This is a genomic window from Bradyrhizobium sp. USDA 3397 (genome assembly GCF_054060965.1).
On sequence record NZ_JBSSDS010000001.1, the window covers coordinates 5353524 to 5372971 of the forward strand.

Genomic DNA, 19448 nt, shown 5'->3' on the forward strand with positions numbered 1-19448 from the left:
TGTGGAGGAAAGGGTGGATCCCCGCTCTGCAGTGCATCGCTGAAGAAGCGCTGCATCGCGTCCGGGACACACTAGTAGCTCGATCCTACTTCTTCGCGAGCCCGAGCGTCTCGATCACCTTGCGCTCGGACGCCGTGACCTCGACGATGAACTTCTTGTAGTCCTCGGTGTTCTTGTAGTTCGGCACCATGTCGTATTTCGCGAGCGTGGCGATCACCGCGGGATCCTCGACTGCCTTCTTGAAGGCATCGTGCAGCTTGGCGACGATCTTGGGATCCATTCCTTTCGGGCCGGCGATACCGAACGGGGAATCATAGACCATGGGATAGCCGAGCTCCTTCAGCGTCGGCACGTCGGGATAGTTCGGCGACCGTGCCCCGGTCCACACCATCAGGAGCCGCAGCTTGCCGGCGTCGACCAGCGGCCGCCATCCCGTGGAATCCGCCTGCAGCATGGTGTGCTGTCCCAGCACCGCGGCATTGGTCTCCGCACCGCCCTTGAAAGGGACCTGGGTCAGCTTGATGCCGGACATCGCGGCGATCTGCTCCATGCCGATATGCAGCGAGGTGCCGGCGCCGGGCGTGGCATAGGTCACCTTGCCCGGATTTGCCTTTGCGAACTCCACCACGTCCTTCCAGCTCTTGAACTGCGATTCCGCGCTGGTGGTCACGCCGAACGTGTAGCCGGTGAGATGGACGATATAGGTGAAATCCTTTGCCGGATCCCACGACACCTCCTGCATCAAGGGCAGACGAAACACGGTGATCGGGATCTGCGAGATGGTATAGCCGTCCGGCTTCGCCGCCGCCGCCATCGTCGCGGGCCCGACCGTGCCGCTGCCGCCGGCCTTGTTGTCGATCACGATCGGCTGGCCCAGCACCTTCGAGGCGCTGTCGGCGATCGCGCGCATCGAGAGATCAGTCGATCCGCCGGCCGGCCAAGGCACGATCAACGTGATCGGTTTCGTCGGGTAGTCCTGCGCATTAACGGCCGTGGAGAGCAATGCGCCCATGACGGCGTGCACCGCGGCAAATGCAATCGTCTTCAGCCCGTATCCCGACATCGAAAGCCTCCCTCGCGGCGGTCTCTCTGGGGGCGCCGTCTCTCGTTGCGAGGCGATTGTTCCTGAATTTGACGGAGAAGAAAAGCGTGTTGCGCGCATCGCTGTGCGGCCGTCGGTCAGCTAACGCCGACAGAGCCGACATCTGCGACAATTCGTCGTTTGGCCGCGTGCCGAGAGGCGGAATTTGAGCGGCCGAAGCGGGTCAGGCCACCCGCCGAACCGTGTTCAGCGTCTCGATGGTGCGGTCGACTTCCGAGGCGAGACACGGCTTGCCGAAGTAATAGCCTTGCACCGCGGTGCAGCCGCATTCGCGGACGAAGTCGAGCTGTTCCTCGGTTTCCACGCCCTCCGCCGTGGTCTCGACGCCGAGCACGGAGCCGAGGCTCGCGATCGTTCTGACGATGGCAACGCTCTCCGGGCTTTCGCCGAGCGTTCCGACGAAGGAGCGATCGATCTTGATGCGGTCGAACGGAAACTTGCGCAGATAGCTCAGGGAGGAATAGCCGACCCCGAAATCGTCGAGGCTGACGCGCACCCCGAGTGCGCGGAGCTGGTGCAGGATGTCGATGGTCGCCTTGCTGTCGTCCAGCAGCGCCGTCTCCGTGACCTCGAGCTCGAGCCGCTGCGGCGGCAGGCCGGCTTCCGCGAGCGCGCTCGTGACCATCGCCACCAGCCCGCGGGAGCGGAACTGCACCGGAGACAGGTTCACCGCGACGGTGACGCCGGGCCAGGACGCGGCGGTGGCGCAGGCCGTGCGCAGCACCCATTCGCCGATCGGAACGATCAGCCCGTTCTCCTCCGCAATCGGGATGAACTCGGCCGGAGAGACGAAGCCGCGCGAGGGATGCTTCCAGCGCAGCAATGCCTCGAAGCCGGTGAGCTCGGAGGAATCGAGCCGCATCTGCGGCTGGAACACCAGGTGGAATTCACGCCCTTCCAGCGCGCCGATCAGGTCCTGCTCCAGCGCGTGCCGGCTGCGCGCCTGTTCCTCCATCTCGGGCTCGAACAGCTGATAGGCTCCGCGCCCCTTGGCCTTGGCCTGGTACAGCGCGAGGTCGGCGCATTTCATCAGCTCATCGGCATCGAGTCCGTGGTCGGGTGCGATCGCGATGCCGACGGAGACGCCGACATGGATCGACTGGCTTTCCAGCGGCGGCGGATGACCGATGATCTCGACCAGGCGGCGGGCGAGCGCCTCGGCCGATTGCGGCTGCGGCCCGCGCTGGAGAACGGCGAACTCGTCGCCGCCAAGCCGCGCGACGGTGTCGTGCTCGCCGACATTCTCCTTGAGGCGCGCCGCGACCCAGCGCAGCAGGCGGTCGCCGGCGGCGTGGCCGAGGCGGTCGTTGACGGTCTTGAAATTGTCGAGGTCGAAGCACAGCACGGCCATGGCGCCGCCGGCGATCGCGACCTGGTTCAGTCCCTCGCCCATCTTCTCGCGGAACAGCGTGCGGTTGGGCAGGTCGGTGAGCGAATCGTGCCGCGCCATGTGGGCCACCCGGGCCTGGGCCTTGTGGCGCTCGGTGACGTCCTCATAGGTCACGACCCAGCCGCCATGCTCCATGCGCTTGTGATTCAGCTTGATGATGCGGCCGTCGTTCAAATGGCGGTGCAGCGTGTGCTCGCCCTCGCGCAGCCTCTCGACGTAGTCGGCATAGAGCTTGGCGCCGGTCATGTTCGGATGGATGCCGAGCTCGCAGGCGTGCTCCATGATCTCGCGCATCGAGACGCCTGGCTTCACGATCTCCGGCGCCATTCCGTACATCTCGATGTAGCGGCGGTTGCAGACGATCACGCGCAGGCTGCCGTCGAGCATGCACAGGCCCTGGCTCATGTTGTTCAGGGCCGCGTCGAACCGGCGGTACTGCTCGCTCAGCTCCTCGATCGCACGCTCGCGCTCGGTAATGTCCTCATAGGTGGCGACGAAGCCGCCTTCGGCCAGCGCGCAATAGCGTACCGAGATCACCGTGTCGTTCGACATGCGCCGGCGCATCGGCGAGGAATCACGGCTCGCGATCCGCGCGCGGGCGGCTTTGAGGATCTGCTGCGGGCTGTATTCCGGGGAGAACGCGCCGTTCGCTATGGATCGCTCGATCAGCTCGGCGAGGTGGGTGCCGGGGCGGGTCTCCTCCGGCGACAACAGGTAGATCTTGAGGTAGGTGGAGTTGCAGACCCGAAGCCGCATGTCGCTGTCGAAGAAGGCGAGCCCGTGCGCCATGTTCTCCAGCGCCGCATCGAGGATGAAATTCTGCTGCCGCAGCGTTTCCTCGTATTGCAGCCGCTCCGTGACGTCCTCGTGCACCGTCACCCAGCCGCCGTCGGGCAGGAAGCGGGAGACCGCCTGCACCATCCGTCCGTCGTAGCGCATCACCAGCAGCGTCTTCGGCTTCCTGCTGCGCACGTCCTCCAGCCGGCTCTGGTAGAATTCGTCGCCCGACATGCCCGGCAGGTTGCCGCGCGACATCCAGTGCTCGATCACCGTGGAATGCGCGACGCCGGGCTTCACGATCTCGGGGTCGAGGTTGTAGAGCTTCAGGAACCGTTCGTTGCAGACGACGACACGGCTGTCGACGTCGTACATGATCAGTCCGTGCGACATGTTGGCGAGCGCGTGCTGGCTGCGCTCGGTCTGCACGAGCAGTTCCGCTTCGAGCCGGGCGAGGCGGGTGACGTCGTCGCAGATCGTCATCCAGCCGCCGCCGGGGAGCGGCTTCAGCTCGAGCGACATGACGAGGCCGCTCGCCAGCATTTGCTCGGTGCGGAACGGCTTGCCCGCGGCGATCTGCGCCATCCGCGTCGAATACAACGCATCGAGCTGGTCTTGCGGAAAGTTGCCGCGGCTTGCGCTGTGCGCGAGCACCTCGCGATAGCTGGTGCCGACCCGCACGATTTCGGCCGACATGTCGAACAGCGTGAGATAGCGCTGGTTCGTCACCACGATCCGGTTGTCGGCATCGTAGACGCAGACGCCCTGTTCCATGTGGTCGAGCGCAAGCTGGCTCAGCGCGACCAGGGCGCCTGGGCCCTGCTCACGACCTGTACCAAGCTCGCTGTCGTGGGTCGACGTCATGGGTCGGCAGGGCCTCGGCGGGCAATAGACTTGATGCAACCTAATTCAGCCGCCGAGGCTAGCGAACAGGCCGGAAAATTCCCTTAAGCGCCGTAGTTTACGGAGGGTGACCGGCGATGGTGAGCGCACGCGTAAACGGCCCGCTGCCAAGGCGATACGCCGTAGCTCCGGACGAGCGCGGCGATATTCCCGCTCTGCTCGTACAGATTTACAGAGCCGGGCGTTGCTCTACGGCCCGTACAGCACGAGCTCCGTGTCGGTGAGGTCGCCGAGCTGTGGCTGGTGCGGGCCCCTGAAGTATTTCCGGCCGCGCCGCTCGGTGTAAATGCCGACGAGGCCGGGAACCGGACCGTTGGCATCGACGGCCACCGCGATCTTGCCGAGCCGCAGCAGCAGCCGTCCGATGCGGCCGGCGCATTCGGCAAATTCTGCGGTGCTCCGGCAATAGATCAGCTTCATGGCGGGCGGTGCGATGAAACCGCGGCGGATGCGCACCGGTTGCAGGATGAAGGGGAAGGTTCCCTTCGGCGTGCGGCAGACGAGGCTAAGGCAATTGTAGCGCGCATGTCGCGTTAAAAGCTCGGTCTCCGTCTCGGAAAGCCCCTTGATCTCCTTGGCGTGCGGCGGAATGACCTCGATCTCGTTCCAGCGCGGGACGCGCGCCAGCGCAGGGACCGAGAAGAATATGCCGCGGCAATAGGCGCGAAAGCCCTGCGTTTCGATGATCGGCCAGGTCCACTGCGCGGGGCTGATGTTGAAGTAAGTGACGTGCTTGTGCCGCTGGGCGATCTTGGTCAGCAGCGGTGCGTAGTTCCGGTAGGCCGGATCGACATACCAGCTCGACAGATTGCACCGGATGGCGGTCTCTTCGCCCTCCTTGCGCGAGGTGTAGATCAAGAGCAGCACGCCGACCGGCGTGCCGTCGTCGTCGAGCATGTAGCCGAAGCGCGGATAACCCTCCGGCACGGCCCGGAAGGCCTGTCGGCGCAGACCCTGGATCCAGTAGTCGCGTGAACGGCCGACGAAGCCGCGCGTCAGCAAGTCCGCGATCTTATCGACGTCGGACTCGGTGATCTCGCGGCATCGGACCTTGGTATGGATCACGCTCGTTTTGCCCGTGGAAATGGCCGGCCTCGTGAGTTGCTTCAGCGCCAGCCTTCGCCATGGGCCTCGGCCGCGACGGGCGGCTGCAGGCTCAGGACGTCCCGCACCTTGGCGGGCCAGGCGGAAAGATCGGTGCCGTGGGTGTGGAACATGGCGACGGCCAAGCGGTCCATGCCGAAGGCAACGCAGCCGGTGTGGGCCGGCTCGCCGTCGGCATCCTGAATTCCCCAGGTCGTGCCGAAATGCTCGCGATGATAGTTGAAGCTCATGCATGCCGTCGGCTGCTCTTCCGAGCGCAGCGGGATGAGCAGTTCGAACTTGAGCTGCTGCTGCTTCTGGCTCACCGCCTTCATTTGGCCGACCCGGCCGAAGAACGGATCGCTGGCATAGTCGACGCGGAAGGTGAGGCCGAGGTCGGTCGCGATCTTCTGCGCGCGCACCATCCAGCGCTCGCGGAAATCGGCGACGTCGTCGGGGCTGCCGATGCAGACATATTCGCGCATGCGGAACGATTGCAGCCGGTCGAGATGCTTCGACGGCTCGCGGCGGAAGCAATCCGCGGCAACGTCGAAGCGCAGGCCACCCTTCGGCAATTGGCCGCGGCTCGCCGCGATCGGATAGACCGGATAGCAGGCGGCCGGCGACAGCACGAGATCGGCCGGCGACAGCGAAGTCGTCCAGTCGCCGCCGGCATCGAAGCGGCTCACGGCGGCGTTGATCTCGCGTTCGGTGCCGTGCAGGCCGCAGACGCAGCCGAGCAGGTTGGGAAAGCTCTTGAGATAGCCGGATTTCTCCAGCTGCGAGCGGCTCATCACCGGCGGGAAGCGCATCACCTCGGTGCCGGCCTCGCGATGACCGGTGATCAGCGCGGCGAGCTTCTCGACGATGCTCTCATAAAGTGCGGTGCGAGCATAGACGCCGTCGGCGCCCATGCGGTGGAACAGCTTGTCGGCGAGATGATCGAGCGGATCGATCATCTGCGGCGCGGTGGTGGGCGAGTCGGGGAGGACGGCAATATTCATGGGTCGATGTCCTGCTATCTCAAAATTTTCTTGTTGAAGCGGTCGCGGAGGCACGTCAGTCGCGAAGGCTCGCCGGCACCCCGCTCATCAATGTCGATGTCGCGGCATTGGCCAGGATCCGGTCGTTGTTGATCATGATCGGCGACGACAGCACGTCGCGGAGGTGACGGCCCATGGTGAACTCGCCGTCGTTGCGATAGCCGGCAAGTCCCGCGGTGCGCATCGCGTGCATCACGGTCTCGACCGCGAGCTCGGAGGCCTGCACCTTCAAGAGCGTGATCGAGGACTGGAAGTCGAGCGAGCTCAGAGCACGCTCGTCGTGCTCGACGCGGGCGAAAGCGTCGATATTGGCTGATATCAGCGCGCGCAGCTTGGCCAGCGACATCTTGGCGGCGGTGAAGTGCGCCGCGGCCGGGGGCATCTGTCCGCCGGACGAGCGGGCCGCCTTGCGGATGAAGGCCTGCGCGCGCGTCACCGCCGCAGCGGCGATGCCGGCCCAGGCCGACGACCAGCACAGATGCGCGAACGGCGTCATGGTCTGGGCGTGGATCTTGTCATAGGATTCCGGGAAGACGCGGTCGGCGGGGCAGTCGACCTTCAGCTCGAACCCGGTCGAGCAGGTGCCGCGCATGCCGAGCGTTTCCCAGCCCAGCGTCCGCTTCAGCGAATAATCGTCCTTGGCGAGCGCCAGCAGCACCTGGTCGGAGGCGGCGGCTTCGGTGGCGCGGCGGGCGATGGTGACGAGGCCATCGGCTTCGGCGCCGTAGGAGATCACGGTGGCGTCGCGCACCAGCGAGACGGTATCGCCGGCATGGTCGACCGCAGCCGCGCTGGCGCGGATGTTGCCGCCGTTCTGGCCTTCGGTGGTGGAGGAGGCGAGCAGCCACTGGTCGCGGGCGACCCGGCGCATCATGGTCTCCATCCAGGGGATGCCATGGCCGTGCCTGATGACGCAGGCGACCTTGGTCTGGTGCATCGCGTAGATCATCGCCGTAGACGCGCAGGCGCGTCCGAGCGTGTAGCAGATGTCGGTGACGTCATGGATCGAAGCGCCGAAACCGCCGAACTCGACCGGGATCATCACGCCGAGCAGCTTCTGCTCACGCGCGACGTCGAAAGCCCGGTGCGGGAAGCGGGCGTCGCGATCGACCTCGTCGGCGTCGGCCGCGGCCGCTGCGGCGGTCCGGGCGGCGCGCTCGATCAGGGAGGGACCCTGCTCGAGAAAGCTTGCCTGCATTTCGTCGACAGTGAGGACTGCTTCACGCACGTTCATGCTCGTCCGCCTCCGGTTTGCCGTTCGAGATCGCCGGCATCATTCGCGATGCCGCTTGAGGCGATCCTCCAGCCATCTTTGCTTGTGAGACGAGGCTACGGATTTAATTCAAATTCGTCGATGAAATAGAGGGTAAACAAAACCCAATTCCGAACGAACAGTTAAGGTCCGGTTGTTCGCATCGCCGGATTTTCCGGTATCGCGTTAGGACTCTGGAAGAAGCCTGGATTTCGGACAATCTGAGTCATCGTTTACTAAGAATCGCAAAGTATTGGTGCCGCCCCATTGCAGGACCGGCAGCCCGCACCCATCGTAGCCGGCAGTTCGGTCCGACCTCGATAGACAGATGGGAATTTGCCGATGCAGGCCTTCGATACCGTTTTGCGCAATCGCATCATCAAGCTGGTGAAGGGCATCCTCGAGCAGAATTCGCTCGCCGCGGACGTTACGCCTTCGGCCAAGCTCGTCGATATCGGCCTGACCTCGATGGACATGGTCAATCTCATGCTCGGCGTCGAGGCCGAATTCGACTTCACCATTCCGCAGTCCGAGATCACGCCGGAGAATTTCCAGTCCGTGCAGACGCTGGAGCGGATGGTCGCGATGCAGCTCCAGCCGGCGACCGCCGCTTAACAAGGCGCATCTCCCCCCGTTCCAAATCCGCCGCAAAACTGGCATAGCTTAACCATGTCACATTTGGCGGACAGGGTGGAGCAGGCATGACGCAGGCGATATTGGGCATCATCGGCGGCTCGGGCATCTATGACCTGCCCGGCTTAGAGGGTGCGCGCGAAGAGGTGATCGAGAGCCCCTGGGGCGAGCCGTCGGCTCCTTTAAGGCGTGGCTCCATCGCCGGCCTGCCGATCGTGTTCCTGCCGCGGCATGACAAGGGGCACCGGCTGTCCCCCTCCGACATCAATTATCGCGCCAACATCGACGTGCTGAAGCGCGCCGGCGTCACCGATTTGATCTCGCTCTCGGCCTGCGGTTCCTTCAGGGAGGAACTGCCGCCGGGCACCTTCGTTCTCGTCGACCAGTTCGTCGACCGCACCCACAAGCGCGAGAGCTCGTTCTTCGGCCGCGGCTGCGTCGCGCATGTGTCGATGGCGCACCCGGTCTCGCCGCGGCTGCGCATCCATCTGGCGGCCGCCGCGGAGGCGGAAGGCATCGCGATCGCGCGCGGCGGCACTTATGTCTGCATGGAAGGGCCGCAATTCTCCACTTACGCGGAAAGCATGACCTACAAGACGCTGGGCTACTCGGTGATCGGCATGACCAATATGCCCGAAGCCAAGCTCGCCCGTGAGGCGGAGATCTGTTACGCCACCGTCGCGATGGTGACGGATTTCGACTGCTGGCATCCCGACCACGATGCGGTCACTGTGCAGGACATCATCCGCGTGCTGAATTCGAACGCCGACAAGGCGAAGGCGCTGGTGGCGCGGCTGGCCAAGGATTTTCCGCGTGAGCACGAGCCGTGCCCGATCGGTTCGGACCGTGCGCTCGACACCGCGCTGATCACGGCGCCGGAGGCGCGCGATCCCGAGCTCCTGAAGAAGCTCGATGCGGTGGCCGGGCGCATCCTGCGAGCGTGAGACGCAAGAAAAACGAAAAGGCAGAATGCCATGAAGGTCGACGGCAAGCATTTCCGCAGCATCTGGCGCGAGCGCGACGGCTGGTCGGTCGGAGCGATCGATCAGCGCCGGCTGCCGCATGAATTCGTCGTTGCGCGGCTGACCTCGTGTGAAGATGCGGCCGTTGCTATCAGGGACATGCTGGTGCGCGGCGCGCCGCTGATCGGCGCCACCGCCGCCTACGGCATGGCGCTCGCGATGCGCGAGGATGTCTCCGACGCCGGGCTGCAACGCGCTTATGACACCCTCGTCGTGGCGCGGCCGACCGCGATCAATCTGAAATGGGCGCTGGACGAGATGCGCGCGGCGCTCGCGCCGATCGATCCGGTGGAACGGGCGGAAGCGGCCTATGCGCGCGCCGACGAGATCGCCGAGCAGGACGTCGAGATCAATCGCGGCATTGCCGACAACGGCCTGAAGCTGATCGAGGCGACCGCGGCGAAGAAGCCGGGCGAGGTGGTCAACGTGCTGACCCATTGCAACGCCGGCTGGCTCGCCACCGTCGATTGGGGGACGGCGACGGCGCCGATCTATCTCGCGCATGAGCGCGGCATCAAGATCCATGTCTGGGTCGACGAGACCCGTCCGCGCAACCAGGGCGCCTCGCTCACGGCCTGGGAGCTTGGCCATCACGGCGTGCCGCACACGGTGATCCCGGACAATACCGGCGGGCACCTGATGCAGCACGGCATGGTCGATCTCGCCATCGTCGGCACCGACCGCGTCGCCGCCAATGGCGACGTCTGCAACAAGATCGGCACTTACCTGAAGGCGCTCGCGGCGCATGACAATGGCGTGCCGTTCTACGTCGCGCTGCCGTCGCCGACCATCGATTTCGCCGTTCATGACGGCATCCGCGACATTCCGATCGAGCAGCGCAGCGGCGTGGAGGTCACCGACATGACCGGCCGCACCGCGGACGGCCGGCTGGAGACGGTACGCATCGTGCCCGAGAACTCGCCGGTCGCGAACTACGCCTTCGACGTGACGCCGGCGCGGCTCGTCACCGGTCTCATCACCGAGCGCGGCGTGCTGAAGCCGGATCGCGCCGCGCTGGCGTCGGCATTTCCGGAACGGATCGCTGCTGCGGCGAAGTAGATTTGGTTGGGCGATATCTCGCCACAACCGTCATTGCGAGCGCAGCGAAGCAATCCAGACCTCCTCCGCGGAAAGACTCTGGATTGCTTCGCTGCGCTCGCAATGACGGCGTATGTCGAACTACCCCAGCTTCAATCCCGTCGCCGTCTCCAGCTCCGCGATCGCCTGCGCGCCGCTCGTGACCTTGATCGTGGTCATGCCCATCTGGCGCGCCGGCTTCAGGTTGACGCCGAGATCGTCGAGATAAACGCAATTGTTCGGGTCGACCTTCAGCGTCTCGACCATCATCTGGTAGATGCGTGGATCCGGCTTGCGCAGACCGATCTTGGCGGATTCGATGACGTGATCGAACAGCACCATGACTTCGGCGATGTAGAGGGAGCGCCCCGTCATGCTGCCGATCGCGTTGGCCGGCAGATTGTTGGTGATGCAACCGGTCTTGAATTGCGCCTTGATGCGCTTGAGGGCCTCGACCATCTCCGGGCGCAGATCGCCCTGCAGCAGCGGCAGCACGTCTCGGCCGCGCACCTCCGCGCCGAGCGCGAGCGATTCGGCGGCGAACATTGCGTCGAACGTCTCGATGTCGACCTCGGCCCGCTCGAATTTGGCCCAGGCGTTTTCCAAATGATTGGCGGCGTTGGTGCGCCGGATGATATCGGCGGGCAGGCCGCGCTCGGTCTCGAACCGTGTGAACGCCTCGAAGGGCGAGCTCGTCAGCACGCCGCCGAAATCAAAGATCACCGCCTCGATCGCCAATGTCCTGCCCTCGTCAATTGCTTTCCAAGAGGGCTAGCATGCGCTATCGGCAAGAGCCAGTCCGAAGCAATCGCCCGCCTTCACCGATGCCGATGCGTGTTCCCATGAAGAAGCTTGCCACCTTCATCGCAGTTGCGCTGCTGCTGACTGCGCCCGCTCACGCCATCGTCGGCGGTGGCACGCCGCAGGCCGATGGCGTCGCCCGCGCCGTCGTCACCATCGTCGGATCGCGCGGCAATTTCTGCACCGGCAGCCTGATCGCCCCGAGGCTGGTGTTGACGGTCGCCCATTGCGTGCAGCCCGGCGCGGATTACAAGGTCGTCGATCGCGGCGGCGACGGCCAACCGCAATTGCTGAACGTGCGCACCATCGCGATCCATCCGAACTTCAACATGCAGGCGATGCAGGCGCATCGCGCCACCGCCGACGTGGCGCTGCTGCAGTTGGAAATTCCACTGAAGGGAAAATCCACGGTGACGGTCGGCATGCCCACGATTCCGATTCAGGTCGGCAGCCGCTTCGTCATCGCCGGCATTGGCGTCACGGTTCACGGTGACGGCAAAAGCGGTGGCACCACGCGCGTTGCCGGCCTCGTCGCAACCGGACAGCCCGGCACGCTGCAGATTCGCCTGGTCGATCCCGTAACCAACGGTGTTCGCGGCGGAATTGGCGCCTGCACCGGCGATTCCGGCGGCCCCGTGTTCGAGGACAGGTCGAACGGTCCCGTGCTCGTCGGCCTCATCAGCTGGTCGACAGGACCGAACGGCGCCGCCGGTTGCGGCGGCTTGACCGGCGTGACGCCGCTGACACTCTATCGCGACTGGATCTTGCAGACCGCGCGGAGCTGGGGTGCGGCACTGTGATTTGACCGCGACTTGATCTATGTCATTTTGAAGCGGAGGCGCGGCGGGTGATCATGCCCGTCGCGGAGGAAACGCGCCGTCCAATCAAGGACGGCCACAAAGACAAGCAAGGCATAGAAGCAACAATGAATGTCGCTGTTCGCAGTCACGCCACGGCCAAACAGGCTTCTGAACATTTCGACGTGCTGATCGTCGGCGCCGGCATCTCCGGCATCGGTAGCGCCTATCACATCCAGAAGCAGCTTCCGGGCACGAGCTACGTCATCCTGGAGACGCAGGAAACATTCGGCGGCACCTGGAGCACACATCGCTATCCCGGCATTCGCTCCGACAGCGATCTCCACACCTTCGGCTACAGCTTCAAGCCTTGGGTCGGCCCGCCGATTGCGACCGCCGAAGAGATCCTCTCCTATATAAAGGAAGTGATCGACGACAACGATATCGCGCGGCACATCCGCTACAAGCACAAGATCAATTCGGCGAGCTGGTCGAGCGAGCAGAATCTCTGGACCATCGAGGCGGTGACGACCGACACCGGCGAGCCCAGGACTTTCACGGCGAACTTTCTCTGGATGTGCCAGGGCTATTATCGCCATTCCGAAGGCTACACGCCGGAATGGAAGGGCATGGACCGTTTCAAGGGCCGCATCGTCCATCCCCAGACCTGGCCCGACGATATCGACCTCACGAACAAGAAAGTGGTGGTGATCGGCTCGGGCGCGACCGCGGCAACACTGGTGCCGAACATCACCGACAAGTGCGCCCATGTCACCATGCTGCAGCGCTCGCCGACCTACTTCCGCCTCGGCCGCAACGCCATAGAGATCGCGGAGGAACTACGACGGCTGCAGGTCGACGAAGCCTGGATCCACGAGATCGTGCGGCGGAAGATCCTGTTCGAGCAGGATGCCTTCACCAAGCTCTGCGTGTCCAAGCCCGAGCAGGTGAAGAAGGAGCTGATCGGCCAGATCAGCGCCGTGCTCGGTCCCGACTACGACGTCGAGACCCACTTCACGCCAAAATACCGGCCCTGGCGGCAGCGCATCGCCTTCGTGCCGGATGCCGATCTGTTCAAGGGCATCGCCAGCGGCAAGGCCTCCGTCGTCACCGACGAGATCGAATGCTTCGTCGAGAACGGCATCCAGCTCAAGTCCGGCAAGCTGCTCGAGGCCGATGTCATCGTCACTGCGACCGGCTTCAATCTTGCCGCGCTCGGCGATATCGCCTTCGAGATCGACGGCAAGCCGCTCGCCTTCGGCGACACCGTCACCTATCGCGGCATGATGTTCACGGGCGTGCCGAACATGGTCTGGGTGTTCGGCTATTTCCGCGCCAGCTGGACGCTGCGCGTCGATCTCGTCGCCGATTTCGTCTGCCGGCTGCTCGGGCACATGAAGGCGAAGGGCGCAAAGAAAGTCGAGGTCAAGCTGCGCCCAGAGGACCACAACATGCCGATCCTGCCCTGGATCGATCCGGAAAACTTCAACCCCGGCTACATGATGCGCAACATGAACCTGTTGCCCAAGCGCGGCGACAAGCCGGAATGGCAGCACAGCCAGGATTATTGGACCGAGAAGGACGAGATCCCGAAGACGAACCTGGACGACAAGGCGTTCGTGTATGGTTGAAGCGAGCCGCTGCCACGAACTCGTCATGCCCGGGCTTGTCTCGGGCATCCACGCCTTTCACGAAAGAAATACGTGGATGGCCGGGACAAGCCCGGCCATGACGCCGAGCAGGTAGTTGGATCTCGTCGAGCTCAAGAATTCCGCCGCGTCGCATTCGCGGCGATCGCGGCCGCGGCGGTCCGGTTCTCCACCCCGAGTTTGGCGTAGATCTGCTCCAGGTGCTTGTCGACGGTGCGCGGGCTGAGGCCCAGAATTTGCGCGATGTCGCGGTTGGTCTTGCCCTTGCTAAGCCAGGCCAGCACCTCGCCCTCGCGCGTGGTGAGGCCGAGCTCGCTGGTGAATTCGGGCGGCAGCGCGGTGCCGGCTTCCTTGGATAGCCGCAGCAGGAATTCGTTCGGCGCGGTCTCGCCCATGTAGTAGAAGCGGAGCTGCGGATTGTCGGGCAGCGACGCTGCCTGGGATTTCGAGCCGCTCTTGGCCTTCGCCTGCTCGAGCCATTGCAGCAGCGTCGGCGGCAGCACGAAGTCGTCGGCCTGCGCGCCGTGATGATCGGATAGCAGCTTCTGCGCCTGCGGCGTCGCCCACAGCAAATTGCCCTGGCGATTGACCGCGAACAGGAAACGGCCGGAGACGTCGAGCGCGGCGCGCGCGCTCTGGGTCAGCCGGGCATTGCCGAGATGGACCCGGATGCGCGCCAGCATCTCCTCGATCACGATCGGCTTGGTCACGTAGTCGACACCGCCGGCTTCCAGTCCACGCACGATGTGCTCGGTTTCGGCCAGACCCGTCATGAAGATGACCGGGACATTGGCGAGACCCGCATCGCGCTTGAGCCGGCGGCAGGTCTCGAACCCGTCGATGCCGGGCATTACGGCATCGAGCAGGATGATGTCGGGCGTGATCTGGTCGATGATGCGCATCGCCGCGGCGCCGTCGAGCGCCACCATCACCGTCATGCCGGCGCCGTCGAGCGCGTCGGTGAGCAGCCGGAGCGTCTCCGGGGAATCGTCGACGACGAGCGCGACGTCGCGCTTCTTCGATTCAATGCTCATAAGCATGCAACGTCTTCAATGTGTCCATGTACTGGTCGAGATCGAAGCGATCGACCAGCGACCGCATCTGCGCGACGAAGTCGGCATGCTCGGGGTGCTCGCTGCCGATCTCGTCCAGCTTCAGCTGGATGCCCTTGACGTAGCCGATCTGGCCGAGCCCGATCAGCGCCTCGATGTGCCGCAGCGGCGGCTTCGATCCGGTCTCCGGATGCCAGAACGGCACCGCGACCTCGTGCGAGCCGTATTGCCATTCGATCTTGAGAAGCTGGCGAATCGTTGCCAGCAGCCGCGGGATGTCGATCGGCTTCATCAGGTAGCCGTCGTGGAAGGGCTGCGCCAGCGGTGTGCCATGAGCCTCGAGCGCGCTTGCCGACACCATCAGGATGCGGGCCTGATGATGGCCGCTGGCGCGCAAGGCCTCGGCGACCGCCCAGCCGTCCATGGCGGGCATCGAGATGTCGAGCAGGAACAGATCGGGCCGGCAATGCTGCGCCAATGCGAGGCAGCCGGCGCCGTCGGGTGCGCTGAGCAGGATGAAGCCGAGCGGCGTTAGCACCTCGCGCAGGAGGTCGCGATGCACGGGATCGTCGTCGGTGACGAGGATGGTCTTGCGCGGGCCGTGATAGCCTGAGACCGGCGCCTCCACCGGCGCGGTGCGCTGGGGATTGGCGACCTCCGAGAGCAGGATCTTGACCCTGAAGGTCGAGCCGGTTCCGACCGTGCTCGTGACCTTGATGTCCCCGCCCATCACGCCGGCGAGCAGGCGGCTGATGGTGAGCCCGAGGCCGGTGCCGGTCTGCGGCTGCGAGGCGCCGAGCGCACCCCGCTCGAATGGCGCGAAGATGCGTTCGAGGTCCTCGCCCTGAATGCCCGGGCCGGTGTCGATCACCTCGAACTCGGCGACGGGGCTGCGATAGTGCACCACGAACTGCACGCTGCCGGACTGGGTGAACTTGATGGCGTTCGAGAGCAGGTTGATCAGCACCTGACGCAGCCGCTTCTCGTCGGCATAGACCACGCGCGGCAGCGTCGGCGGCCGCCTGAACACGAAGTCGATGCCCTTGGCCGCGGCCTGGAGGCGGAACATGCCGACGAGCTGGTCGAGGAACTCGCTCAAGCGCACCTCGTCGCGCGACAGATACAGCCGCCCCGCCTCGATCTTGGAGATGTCGAGGATGCCGTCGATCAGCCCGGAGAGATGGTCGGCGCTGCGGCGGACGACGCGGACCTGGTCGCGCGGCTTGGCACCAAGGCTCGTATCCTGCTCGAGCAGTTGCGCATAGCCGCTGATCGCATTGAGCGGCGAGCGCAGCTCGTGGCTCAGCCCGACCACATAGCGGCTCTTGGCGAGATTGGCGGATTCGGCGACCTCCTTGGCACGCTGGAGCTCGGCATCGGTGCGCTTGTGCGCGTCGATCTCCTGGATCAGCAGCGCGGTCTGCCGCCGCGTCTCGGCCTCGGCGGCGCGGCGGCTCTGCTGCGCCAGCACGAACAGCCACGCCACCACGCCGATGATAATGCTGAGCGAGAAGAACACCTTCCACAGCACGTCGGACACGAGCTCGTTGTCGCCGTGCACGTTCGCCGACGTCTGTAGATAGATGAGTCCCAGCACCAGGGCGATCAGGCCGGCGGAGACCACGAAGACACCGATATAGTGGCCGACTTGCGAGTTGATCCGGGCGTAGATCGGCTGCGGCATCAGCCGGCCCAGCGTTTCCGACACCTGCGCCTGGAATCTCGCGTGCGGCTTGCAGAGATCGTGGCAGCGCGCGTCCAGCGAACAGCACAGCGAGCAGATCGGCCCCGCATAAGCGGGGCAGGAGGCCATGTCCTCCGGCTCGAACGAGTGCTCACAGATGCAGCACTGGATCGCCTCGATGTTCTGCCAGCTCCGCTTCGGCTTGCGCGCGATGTAGTATTTGCCGCCTGTGGCCCAGGCGATCAACGGCGCCGTGAGGAAGGCCGCCGCGAGCGCGATGAAGGCCGACAGCGCCTTCGCGGTCGGCCCGAACAGGCCGTAGAAGGCGCTGATCGAGACGATGGTCGCGATCGTCATCGCTCCCACGCCGACCGGATTAACGTCGTAGAGATGCGCGCGCTTGAACTCGATCTGCTGCGGCCGCAGTCCGAGCGGCTTGTTGATGACGAGGTCGGCGACCAGCGCGCCGACCCAGGCGATCGCGACGTTGGAATAGAGCGCAAGCGTCTGCTCCAGCGCCTTGTAGACGCCGATCTCCATCAGCAGCAGGGCCACGACGACGTTGAAGACCAGCCATACCACGCGTCCGGGATGGCTGTGGGTCAAGCGCGAGAAGAAGTTCGACCAGGCGATCGAGCCGGCATAGGCGTTGGTAACGTTGATCTTGACCTGCGACAGGATCACGAAGGTGCCGGTCAAGGCCAAAGCGAGGTCGGGCTGCGACAGCACGTAGCGGAAGGCTTCGAGATACATGTGCGCCGGCTCGGCCGCCTCCTCGGGCGGCACGCCGTGGCTGAGCGCGAAGAAGGCGAGGAACGAGCCCGCCAGCAGCTTCAGCGCGCCCAGCACGATCCAGCCCGGCCCCGCGCTCATCAGCGCCATCCACCAGGAGGCCCTGGAGGCGCGGCGGTCGCGCGGCAGGAACCGCAGGAAGTCGACCTGCTCGCCGATCTGCGCCACCAGCGAGAACACGACCGAGGCCGCAACGCCGAACAGCAGGAGATCGAAGTGCCCGTTGAGATCGCCGTGCTCGCCGGAGAATTTGTGCCACTCCGCAAAGGAGCGCGGATTGTGCCAGGCGATCGCGGCGAACGGAATGATGTGAAGGATCACCCACAGCGGCTGCGTCCACAATTGGAAGCGGCTGATCAGCGTGATGCCGTAGGCCACCAGCGGGATGATGACGACGGCGCTGATGAGATAGCCGACCGGCCGCGGAATCCCGAAGCACATCTCGAGCGCGGAGGCGAGGATCACGGCCTCGATCGCGAAGAAAATGAAGGTGAAGGACGCGTAGATCAGCGAGGTGACGGTCGAGCCGATGTAACCGAAGCCGGCCCCCCGCGTCAGCAGGTCGATGTCGATGCCGCATTTGGCGGCATAATACGCAATCGGCACCCCGCAGCCGAAGATGATGACGGAAACCACGACGATGGCGGCAGTCGCGTTGGTGACGCCATAGTTCAGCGTGATGGTCCCGCCGATCGCCTCCATCGCCAGGAACGAGATCGCGCCCAGTGCCGTGTTGGCGACGCGGGCGGCGGACCAGCGCCGCGCGCTCTTGGCGGTGAAGCGCAGGGCGTAATCTTCCAGCGTCTGGTTGGCGACCCATTGATTGTACTGGCGCCTGACGCGGTCTATTCGCTGCCGCCCTGCCACTTAACCCCACTCCCGATACGGACCCGGACCCCTCGCAAATTCCGTACCAGAAGCCTACGTCGGCATTTTGCGGTGCAGTATACGCGATCTTGCGTATGCGTGCGCTGCATAAATTCGAGCCATCCTCACGGGCACCAATCGCGTGTTCTCGAACAAAAGTGGGGTGCTCATGTCAGACGAAGCAAACAAGGGGCTATTGTCGCCGCTGCGGCGCAGATTATTGATGGGAATGGCCGCGGTGCCGGCCATCACCATGCTGCCGCGCGGGTCATTCGCGCAGGCGCCGGCGACCTCGGCGGTCAACACCACGGGTCTGGCCGTCACCGACACCGAGGTCACGGTCGGCATCCTGCATTCGGCGACCGGCACCATGGCGATCTCCGAGACCGGCTCGATCCAGGCCGAAAAGCTCGCTATCGAGCAGATCAACGCGGCCGGCGGCGTGCTCGGCCGCAAGATCAAGTTCATCCAGGAGGACGGCGCGTCGGACTGGCCGACCTTCGCCGAGAAGGCGAAGAAGCTGCTTGTCAACGACAAGGTCGCGGCGATCATGGGCTGCTGGACCTCGGCCTCGCGCAAGGCGGTGCTGCCGGTCGTCGAGCAGTATAACGGCATGCTCTACTACCCGACCTTCTACGAAGGCCTCGAGCAGTCCAAGAACGTCATCTACACCGGCCAGGAAGCGACCCAGCAGATTCTCGCCGGCCTGAACTGGATCGCCAAGGAGAAGGGCGCGAAGTCCTTCTTCTTCATCGGTTCGGACTACATCTGGCCACGCACCTCCAACAAGATCGCGCGCAAGCACGTCGAAAACGTGCTCAAGGGCAAGGTCGTCGGCGAGGAATATTATGCGCTCGGCTCGACGCAGTTCAACTCGGTCATCAACAAGATCAAGCTGACCAAGCCGGACGTGATCTTCACCGACGTCGTCGGCGGTTCGAACGTCGCCTTCTACAAGCAGCTCAAGGCGGCCGGCATCGATCTCTCCAAGCAGGCACTGCTGACGATCTCGGTGACCGAGGACGAGATCGACGGTATCGGCGGCGAGAACATCGCGGGCGCTTATGCCTGCATGAAGTACTTCCAGTCGCTCGATAATGCGAACAACAAGGCTTTCGTCTCGGCGTTCAAGAAGATGTGGGGCGAGAAGACCGTGATCGGAGACGTCACCCAGGCTGCCTATCTCGGCCCCTGGCTGTGGAAGCTGACGGTCGAGAAGGCCGGCTCTTTCGACGTCGACAAGATCGCCACGGCCTCGACCGGCGTCGAGTTCAAGGGCGCGCCGGAAGGCTATGTGCGCATCCACGAGAACCATCACCTCTGGTCGAAGACCCGGGTGGGGCGCGCCAAGCTCGATGGCCAGTTCGAGCTGATCTACGAGACCGCCGATCTCGTTGAGCCGGATCCGTTCCCCAAGGGCTACCAGTAAGAGCGCTACCAGTAAGTCGCGACGCCCGTCGCACTTTTCCCCCAAGGCAAAACCGCTCCCTGGCGTGGATCGCAAGTCCATGCCTCAAGCCCCCG

Annotated in this window: 14 protein-coding genes; 6 read left to right on the forward strand and 8 right to left on the reverse strand. The window is 64.5% G+C overall.

Translation table 11 applies throughout. The features are described 5' to 3' along the window. Positions 1 to 85: 85 nt before the first annotated feature. The 5 genes from ACVWYQ_RS24715 to ACVWYQ_RS24735 all read right to left on the reverse strand — a co-directional run bounded on the left by ACVWYQ_RS24715 (position 86) and on the right by ACVWYQ_RS24735 (position 7532). A complete protein-coding gene (locus ACVWYQ_RS24715) occupies positions 86 to 1063 on the reverse strand; it encodes a tripartite tricarboxylate transporter substrate binding protein (RefSeq protein ID WP_271541750.1) in 978 nt (325 codons plus the stop codon). A 202-nt stretch (positions 1064 to 1265) separates the two neighbouring features. Beyond that, positions 1266 to 4133: a PAS-domain containing protein gene (locus tag ACVWYQ_RS24720; RefSeq protein ID WP_404545242.1), complete on the reverse strand. Its 2868-nt coding sequence runs from the start codon at positions 4131 to 4133 to the stop codon at positions 1266 to 1268. Between the two features lie 228 nt (positions 4134 to 4361). Continuing rightward, a complete protein-coding gene (locus tag ACVWYQ_RS24725) occupies positions 4362 to 5237 on the reverse strand; it encodes an acyl-CoA acyltransferase (protein ID WP_275501853.1) in 876 nt (291 codons plus the stop codon). 41 nt (positions 5238 to 5278) lie between these two features. Beyond that, positions 5279 to 6259 (reverse strand): amino acid--[acyl-carrier-protein] ligase, encoded by a 981-nt coding sequence (locus tag ACVWYQ_RS24730; RefSeq protein WP_456726470.1) that lies wholly within the window; start codon positions 6257 to 6259, stop codon positions 5279 to 5281. A gap of 55 nt (positions 6260 to 6314) precedes the next feature. Continuing rightward, complete coding sequence (locus ACVWYQ_RS24735; protein WP_456726471.1) at positions 6315 to 7532, reverse strand: acyl-CoA dehydrogenase family protein; 1218 nt, start codon at positions 7530 to 7532, stop codon at positions 6315 to 6317. Between the two features lie 360 nt (positions 7533 to 7892). Between ACVWYQ_RS24735 and ACVWYQ_RS24740 the strand changes: the two genes are divergently transcribed. From ACVWYQ_RS24740 to mtnA, 3 genes are all read left to right on the forward strand, one after another. Beyond that, the gene (locus ACVWYQ_RS24740; RefSeq protein WP_404545247.1) at positions 7893 to 8165 is read left to right on the forward strand and encodes a phosphopantetheine-binding protein; all 273 of its coding nucleotides are present in this window, start codon (positions 7893 to 7895) and stop codon (positions 8163 to 8165) included. A gap of 86 nt (positions 8166 to 8251) precedes the next feature. Next, positions 8252 to 9127, forward strand: coding sequence for an S-methyl-5'-thioadenosine phosphorylase (locus ACVWYQ_RS24745; protein WP_456726472.1), 876 nt, complete (start codon positions 8252 to 8254; stop codon positions 9125 to 9127). A gap of 30 nt (positions 9128 to 9157) precedes the next feature. Beyond that, positions 9158 to 10264, forward strand: a complete 1107-nt coding sequence (mtnA, locus tag ACVWYQ_RS24750) for an S-methyl-5-thioribose-1-phosphate isomerase (RefSeq protein ID WP_456726473.1) — start codon at positions 9158 to 9160, stop codon at positions 10262 to 10264. A gap of 120 nt (positions 10265 to 10384) precedes the next feature. On the opposite strand, the gene ACVWYQ_RS24755 is transcribed toward mtnA, so the two are convergent. After that, positions 10385 to 11020: an HAD-IA family hydrolase gene (locus ACVWYQ_RS24755; RefSeq protein WP_271541764.1), complete on the reverse strand. Its 636-nt coding sequence runs from the start codon at positions 11018 to 11020 to the stop codon at positions 10385 to 10387. A gap of 104 nt (positions 11021 to 11124) precedes the next feature. Between ACVWYQ_RS24755 and ACVWYQ_RS24760 the strand changes: the two genes are divergently transcribed. After that, positions 11125 to 11883 carry a S1 family peptidase gene (locus tag ACVWYQ_RS24760; protein WP_404545254.1) on the forward strand — a complete coding sequence of 253 codons (759 nt, stop codon included), beginning with the start codon at positions 11125 to 11127 and terminating at the stop codon, positions 11881 to 11883. 125 nt (positions 11884 to 12008) lie between these two features. Next, positions 12009 to 13511, forward strand: a complete 1503-nt coding sequence (locus tag ACVWYQ_RS24765; protein ID WP_456726474.1) for a flavin-containing monooxygenase — start codon at positions 12009 to 12011, stop codon at positions 13509 to 13511. Between the two features lie 131 nt (positions 13512 to 13642). Here the strand turns inward: ACVWYQ_RS24765 and ACVWYQ_RS24770 are convergent, their stop codons facing one another. Both ACVWYQ_RS24770 and ACVWYQ_RS24775 read right to left on the reverse strand, forming a co-directional pair. Beyond that, on the reverse strand, positions 13643 to 14569 hold the full coding sequence (locus tag ACVWYQ_RS24770; RefSeq protein WP_456726475.1) for a response regulator: 927 nt from the start codon (positions 14567 to 14569) through the stop codon (positions 13643 to 13645). Next, entirely contained in the window at positions 14553 to 17924 is a 3372-nt protein-coding gene (locus tag ACVWYQ_RS24775; RefSeq protein WP_456726476.1) for a hybrid sensor histidine kinase/response regulator, read from the reverse strand. Before ACVWYQ_RS24775 ends, ACVWYQ_RS24770 begins: the two co-directional genes overlap by 17 nt. A 169-nt stretch (positions 17925 to 18093) precedes the next feature. Here ACVWYQ_RS24775 and urtA point away from each other — a divergent pair, with 169 nt between their 5' ends. Continuing rightward, a complete protein-coding gene (gene urtA / locus ACVWYQ_RS24780; RefSeq protein ID WP_456726477.1) occupies positions 18094 to 19353 on the forward strand; it encodes an urea ABC transporter substrate-binding protein in 1260 nt (419 codons plus the stop codon). Positions 19354 to 19448: the final 95 nt, after the last annotated feature.